The 6,078-nt window shown below is 52.1% G+C and carries 7 protein-coding genes and 3 tRNA genes; 2 read left to right on the top strand and 8 right to left on the bottom strand.

The window, feature by feature from the left end:
• Positions 1 to 516 (top strand): aminopeptidase (locus tag B3F49_RS09605; protein ID WP_293910670.1); only part of this gene is annotated, 516 nt, incomplete at its 5' end.
• On the opposite strand, the gene B3F49_RS09610 is transcribed toward B3F49_RS09605, so the two are convergent.
• The 7 genes from B3F49_RS09610 to B3F49_RS09640 all read right to left on the bottom strand — a co-directional run bounded on the left by B3F49_RS09610 (position 513) and on the right by B3F49_RS09640 (position 5,059).
• A complete protein-coding gene (locus B3F49_RS09610) occupies positions 513 to 1,274 on the bottom strand; it encodes a type III pantothenate kinase (protein ID WP_293893533.1) in 762 nt (253 codons plus the stop codon). The two genes, B3F49_RS09605 and B3F49_RS09610, sit on opposite strands and share 4 nt — an antisense overlap.
• A 9-nt stretch (positions 1,275 to 1,283) precedes the next feature.
• Positions 1,284 to 2,921 (bottom strand): ABC-F family ATP-binding cassette domain-containing protein, encoded by a 1,638-nt coding sequence (locus tag B3F49_RS09615; protein ID WP_293893530.1) that lies wholly within the window; start codon positions 2,919 to 2,921, stop codon positions 1,284 to 1,286.
• A 74-nt stretch (positions 2,922 to 2,995) separates the two neighbouring features.
• Positions 2,996 to 3,067: transfer RNA gene (locus tag B3F49_RS09620), tRNA-Glu, on the bottom strand.
• Positions 3,068 to 3,072: 5 nt separating this feature from the next.
• A tRNA-Gln gene (locus B3F49_RS09625) sits at positions 3,073 to 3,143 on the bottom strand.
• Positions 3,144 to 3,210: 67 nt separating this feature from the next.
• Entirely contained in the window at positions 3,211 to 3,744 is a 534-nt protein-coding gene (locus B3F49_RS09630) for an adenine phosphoribosyltransferase (RefSeq protein WP_293910672.1), read from the bottom strand.
• Positions 3,745 to 3,755: 11 nt separating this feature from the next.
• A complete protein-coding gene (gene tsaD, locus B3F49_RS09635) occupies positions 3,756 to 4,775 on the bottom strand; it encodes a tRNA (adenosine(37)-N6)-threonylcarbamoyltransferase complex transferase subunit TsaD (RefSeq protein ID WP_293910674.1) in 1,020 nt (339 codons plus the stop codon).
• Positions 4,772 to 5,059 (bottom strand): hypothetical protein, encoded by a 288-nt coding sequence (locus B3F49_RS09640; RefSeq protein ID WP_293910676.1) that lies wholly within the window; start codon positions 5,057 to 5,059, stop codon positions 4,772 to 4,774. The genes tsaD and B3F49_RS09640 overlap by 4 nt, the downstream gene beginning before the upstream one ends.
• Positions 5,060 to 5,194: 135 nt before the next feature.
• Here B3F49_RS09640 and B3F49_RS09645 point away from each other — a divergent pair.
• Positions 5,195 to 5,266 (top strand) — tRNA-Thr (locus B3F49_RS09645).
• Positions 5,267 to 5,353: 87 nt separating this feature from the next.
• Here B3F49_RS09645 and B3F49_RS09650 read toward each other — a convergent pair.
• The coding region (locus B3F49_RS09650) for a putative PEP-binding protein (protein ID WP_349681283.1) at positions 5,354 to 6,078 on the bottom strand (725 nt) is incomplete at its 5' end.

Raw genomic sequence — 6,078 nt, forward strand, 5'->3', positions numbered from 1 at the left:
CAATTCTTTGCAAACCTTCCCACCGAGGAGATTTTCACCACCCCCGACCGGCTTCGGGCCGACGGATATGTTACGACCACCAAACCGGTAAGTGTTCTTGATGTCAAGACCGAAGAAGTGCGCCTTGTCTTCAAGGATGGAAAGGTAATCGACTACAGCGCCCGCGAAGGCAAGGAAGCGATGGATACCTTCTTCTCCATCGACGAAGGAACCCGGCGTCTCGGAGAAGTGGCTCTGGTGGATGAGACCAGCCCCATCGCGCAGAGCAACTACATCTTCAACTCAATCCTGCTGGATGAGAATGCTTCCTGCCACCTCGCCCTCGGCGATGGCTATCCTACGGCATTGGCGAACGGGGCGTTGCTTTCCACCGATGAGCAGCTGCATGAAGCCGGATGCAATACCAGTCTCATGCATGTCGATTTCATGATTGGTTCCAAGGACATGGACATCGACGCCACCACCGGCGACGGGAAGACTTTTGCAGTAATGAGAAAGGGAGTATTTGTCTTTTAGTTGAGCTCGCTGATCAAGCGAAGGCCGTCCATGGTGTGCATTGCCGAGACTTGATTGATCCGCTCGATCAAGGGAGCTATGGTTTGGCTGAGGCCTCCGGTCGCAATGACGAAGACCTCACAGCCAAGCTCCTGTTCGGTGCGCTCGATGATTGCCTTCACCATACCGGCATACCCGAACATGATTCCACTGCGAATCGATTCCTGGCTGTTTCGACCGATGACCGTCTGAGGAATCTTCAGCTCGACCTGCGGCAGCTGGGCGGTATTGCCGAACAAGGCATTCACCGCAGTGACCAGGCCCGGAGCTATGGATGCCCCGAGGACCGCGCCGTCGCTGTCGACCGTGGTCAGCGTGAGTGCTGTTCCGAAGTCCACCACCACCACCGGTTGATTGGGGTGCACATAGTGGGCCTGGGCTGCGTTGGCGAGCAGGTCGCTTCCCAATTCCTCGGGAATCGTCTCTTTCTTCAACCCTGTTTCCACCTGATGGTCGACCATGAGGGGTTGGACGTCGAACAGCCTGATGATGTTCTTCTGCATCGAGCGCGTCAAGTTCGGCACGACCGAACTGATGACCGCCCTGTTGATATCATGCTTATGGAGGCCTGCGTGACTCATCAGGCTGTCCAGCACGACGAAATACTCGTCACTGGTCTTCTTCTGGTCGCTGTACATCCGAAACGACTGCACCCACCTCATTCCGTCATGGACTGCAATGACAATATTTGTGTTTCCGATATCTACTGCAACCAGCATGGAGCCTCCCTAGAGCGCTATTGCGTGATGTGAGCCTCTGTACTTCTCATCCCGCAAAGCCTTGATGGATTCGTCATTGAAATAATCCTCAAAGCCCATCATTCTGTCAATGACCCCGTTTGGTGTAAATTCGATGATCCGATTTGCGATTGACTCGACAAACTGATGGTCATGGCTGTTGAAGAGCAGAACCCCGGAGAAATCGATAAGAGCGTTGTTGAGTGCGGTGATGGCCTCCAAATCAAGATGACTGGTTGGTTCATCGAAAATCAGGCAGTTTGCCTGCTCGAGCATCATGCGCGACAGTACGCACCGCACCTTCTCGCCTCCGCTGAGCACCGTACAATCCTTGAGGGCCTCATCACCGCTGAAAAGCATGCGTCCGAGGAAGGAGCGGATATAGGTATCGTCCTTGTCCTCGCTGTAATTGCGCAGCCAGTCGGTGATGGAGACATGCTCGGTGAACAGGTGGCTGTTGTTCTTGGGGAAGTAGGACAGGCTGGTTGTCACACCCCAGGTGTAAGTACCCTCATCGCTTTGCATGTTGCCGGTGAGAATCTCGAACAATACCGTCTTGGCATAGTGGTTGGGGCCGACGAAGGCAACCTTGTCCCCGTTGTTGAGCACCAGGTCGAAGTTGTCCAGCACCTTCTCTCCGTCGATGACCTTGGTCAGGCCCTTGACTTCAAGAATGTTCTTGCCGCACTCGCGCATCGGCTTGAATGCAACATAGGGGAATCTTCGGCTTGAGGGCTTGATATCGTCTATAGTGAGCTTGTCAATAAGCTTCTTTCGGCTGGTAGCCTGCTTTGCCTTTGCCACGTTGCTGGAAAAGCGAAGGATGAACTCCTTCAACTCTGAAATTTTTTCTTCGCGCCGCTTCTTCTCATCCTTCATCTGCTTGGCTGCCAGCTGGCTGGACAGGTACCAGAAGTCATAGTTGCCGACATAGAGCTGAATCTTGCCGAAGTCGATGTCTGCAATATGGGTGCAAACGGTATTGAGGAAGTGACGGTCGTGACTGACAACGATGACGGTGTTGTCAAAGTTGGCAAGGAAGTCTTCAAGCCAGTGAATCGATTCGAGGTCAAGGTGGTTGGTCGGTTCATCCAGCAAGAGGATATCGGGATTCCCGAACAGGGCTTGGGCGAGGAGAACACGAACTTTCACGTTGTCCTCAACGTCACTCATTTTCTTCTGCTGCAAATCAGTGGCGATTCCCAGTCCATTGAGCATCTGGGCGGCCTGGGCCTCAGCCTCCCATCCTCCCATTTCAGCGAATTCACCTTCAAGTTCAGCCGCCCTCAAGCCATCCTCCTCGGTGAAGTCCTCTTTCGAATAGATGGTGTCCCGTTCCTTCATCACGGCATACAGCTGCTCATAGCCCATAATGACTGTTTCAAGAACCGTATAATCGTTGAAGGCAAAATGGTCCTGTCTGAGTACAGCCATCCGCTGGCCGGATGAGATGATGATTTCCCCGGTATCGGCTTCAATCTCCCCCGAGAGAATCTTGAGGAAGGTCGACTTGCCGGCACCGTTGGCACCGATGATGCCATAGCAGTTGCCGGGTGTGAATTTGATATTTACTTCCTTGAAAAGAACCTGGGTTCCATAGGAAAGACTGATATTTGATGCTGTAATCATAGTGTGCGGTTCCTTATGCTTAGTATACCGATAAAAAAAGGCAACCTACAAGGTTGCCCCTTCCTCATTCGTTTTAGTTCCTAGGGGAATCGAACCCCTATTTAGAGACTGAGAATCTCCTGTCCTAACCATTAGACGAAGGAACCGATGCCTGGGATGGAGGGATTCGAACCCCCAAAGGCAGAACCAGAATCTGCAGTGTTACCATTACACTACATCCCAATCTGAAAATCCTGTGGTAGGATACGGAAATGCGTATGCTTTGTCAAGGGGATGGGGAAATTTATTCCTACTCCCCGTGATAGACCTGCAGGACCTCGACTGGATAAGGGGCCAGTGCTTGCTCATACTTGAGAAACGGCAAACCGATGACACCCAAGAAACCTGCAACCTGAGCTCCATGCTCTTCAAACATCGAAGCAGCCGCTTTCAGTGTACCACCGGTTGCGATCAGGTCATCCACCAACAAAACGCGGCTGCCCTTGTGGATATCCACTTCCTGGACACAGACCACATCACAGCCATACTCAAGCTCAAAACTCTTGGTGAAGACCTTGTTGGGGAGCTTTCCCATCTTGCGCACCAATATGAGGGGTAGCCCAAGCCGCTGGGCAAGCGGAGCGGCAAAGATGAACCCCCGAGCCTCTATCGCTGCAATTGCATCAATCTCGCGGCCCTCGCACAAAACCTCCATCCTGTCGATGCAATACTGAAAAGCTTCAGGCACAGCAAGAATACCGGTGATATCATAATAGAGGACTCCCTGCTTGGGGAAATCGGGTACCTTTCGAATTACACTGTCCAGATTGTAATGTGCGTTCATAGGGCCTCTTTTCAACAATAGTGTTTTTTGAATGCTGTCACCCGAGCACTAGCAGACTCGGAGAACTCAGATCGCATGCCATCGGCCAGATAGCGGTATGCCAAGGCCGCTATCATGGCTCCGTTGTCGGTACACAGCTTGAGGGAGGGAAAGGAAACTTCATAACCGCCTTGCTTGAGTGCTTCCAGCTCCTGCCTCAAATAACTGTTTGCTGCAACGCCGCCCCCGGCACTCAGCCGTTTCAAATCGGTCTCTTCCAATGCGGACTTGACCCGCTTGACAAGCATGTTCACAGCAGCCCGTTGAAAGGAAGCGGCGATATTTTCAGGACTCTTTTCACTTTTGCCGTCCCAAAACTTATCCAGTTGGTTGATTGCTGCGGTTTTCAATCCGCTATAGGATATATCATACGGGTGGTCCTTCGAATGCAAGGTCGGACCCGGAAAAAGAAAGGCAAGCGGATTGCCCTTCCTCGCAAGGCGATCAATGGCTACACCGCCGGGATATCCGAACCTGTAGTGCTTGGCGACCTTGTCGAAGGCTTCCCCGATTGCATCATCGATGGTGGTTCCCAGAACCTCGATTGAATCATAGCCATCAACCCGGCATATGACTGTATGCCCGCCGCTTACCAAGAGGCCGAGGTAGGGATACTCAAGCGGGTGCTCAATCTGTGATGCATGGAGGTGTGCACGAATATGGTCTATGGTGATGAACGGTACATCCAGGGAGGCTGCAAATCCCTTCGCGAAACTCAAGCCGACTAAAAGAGAACCCAACAAGCCGGGTCGGTTGGTCACTGCAACCGCATCGACATCATGCGGTTGGAGGTCGGCTTTCTGAAGCGCCGTCTGGACGACGGTACTGATCCACTGGGTATGCAGGCGTGAAGCAAGCTCGGGGACCACTCCTTCGTACGGTTTATGAAGTTCTATCTGGGTGGCTATGATGTTGCTCAGGACGGTGCGTCCGTCCTCTACGACAGCTGCAGAACATTCATCACAGGATGTCTCAATCCCCAGTACTTTCATACAGGGTCATCCTCATCGTCATCATCGAATTCATCCAAAAAGTCATCATCAAGAAAATCGAAATCTTCTTCGTCGAAAGCGAATTCATCCTCGCTTACCAGCGGTGCGATGTCACTCAGTTGCAGTCCATACTCCAATGCGTCAGGGAACATGTCCAGCAGGAACTGGGCAACATCAGGCTGCCAGCTCAATCCCACCTTGGTTCCAACACCATGTTTTTCACTATTCAGCAAAACAACCACCTCCTGGGCGACAGCATGGCTGAACAACGTTTGTGTTTTCAATGCACTCCCTCTTCTCACTTAAGCGTACTAGACAAAAGCCTCAAAGGTCAAGGCAAGACAGGGATCTGACATTTACAGATACCATCTTTACCTTCTTCCCTCTTTCGGGTAAAATGCACCTGTTTTATGTATCCGGCCAAAATAGCTCAGGGGTAGAGCAGCTCACTCGTAATGAGCAGGTCAAGGGTTCAATTCCCTTTTTTGGCTCTGACGGTTCCTTCGGGAACCGTTTTTTCTTGCCCGCATACAGAAAACCCGGGCCGAAGCCCGGGAATCAATACAAGTGAAATTCGCTTACTTGGCCTTCTTTGCGGCAATGGATGCCTGGGCAGCCGCGAGACGGGCGATGGGAACGCGGAACGGAGAGCAGGAAACATAATCCAGACCGACCTTGTCGCAGAATGCGATGGTCTTGGGATCACCACCATGCTCACCGCAGATACCCAGCTTGATGTTCGGATTGGTTGAGCGACCAAGCTTGGCAGCCATGTCCACGAGCTTGCCTACACCAGCGATATCGATGGTTGCAAACGGGTCGTAGTCGTAGAACTGCTTGTCTGTATCATTCACATAGTGACCGAGGAAGGAAGCTGCATCGTCACGGCTGAAACCACAGGTCATCTGGGTCAAGTCGTTTGTGCCGAAACTGAAGAATTCAGCCTCGCGGGCGATTTCATCAGCGGTGATGGCAGCCCTGGGAACCTCAATCATCGTTCCAATCTTGTAATGCACCTTCATGCCCTGCTCATTGAAAATCTTCTCAATGACCTCCAGTGCATGTTTCTTGCAGAAAACGAACTCCTTGTAGTTGCCTACCAAGGGAACCATGATCTCAGGAAGGACATCGACACCCTTGCGCTTGACGTTGATCGCAGCCTCGATGATTGCCCTCACCTGCATCCTGAGAATCTCGGGATAGACAATCGCAAGACGGCAGCCACGGAAACCGAGCATCGGATTGAATTCATGCAACGCTGCGGACTTTTGAGCCACCTCCTCTACAGTCAGCCCCATCTGCA

Origin of the sequence: Sphaerochaeta sp. UBA5836 (genome assembly GCF_002432845.1) — a bacterium.
In the GTDB taxonomy this organism is placed as follows: domain Bacteria; phylum Spirochaetota; class Spirochaetia; order Sphaerochaetales; family Sphaerochaetaceae; genus Sphaerochaeta.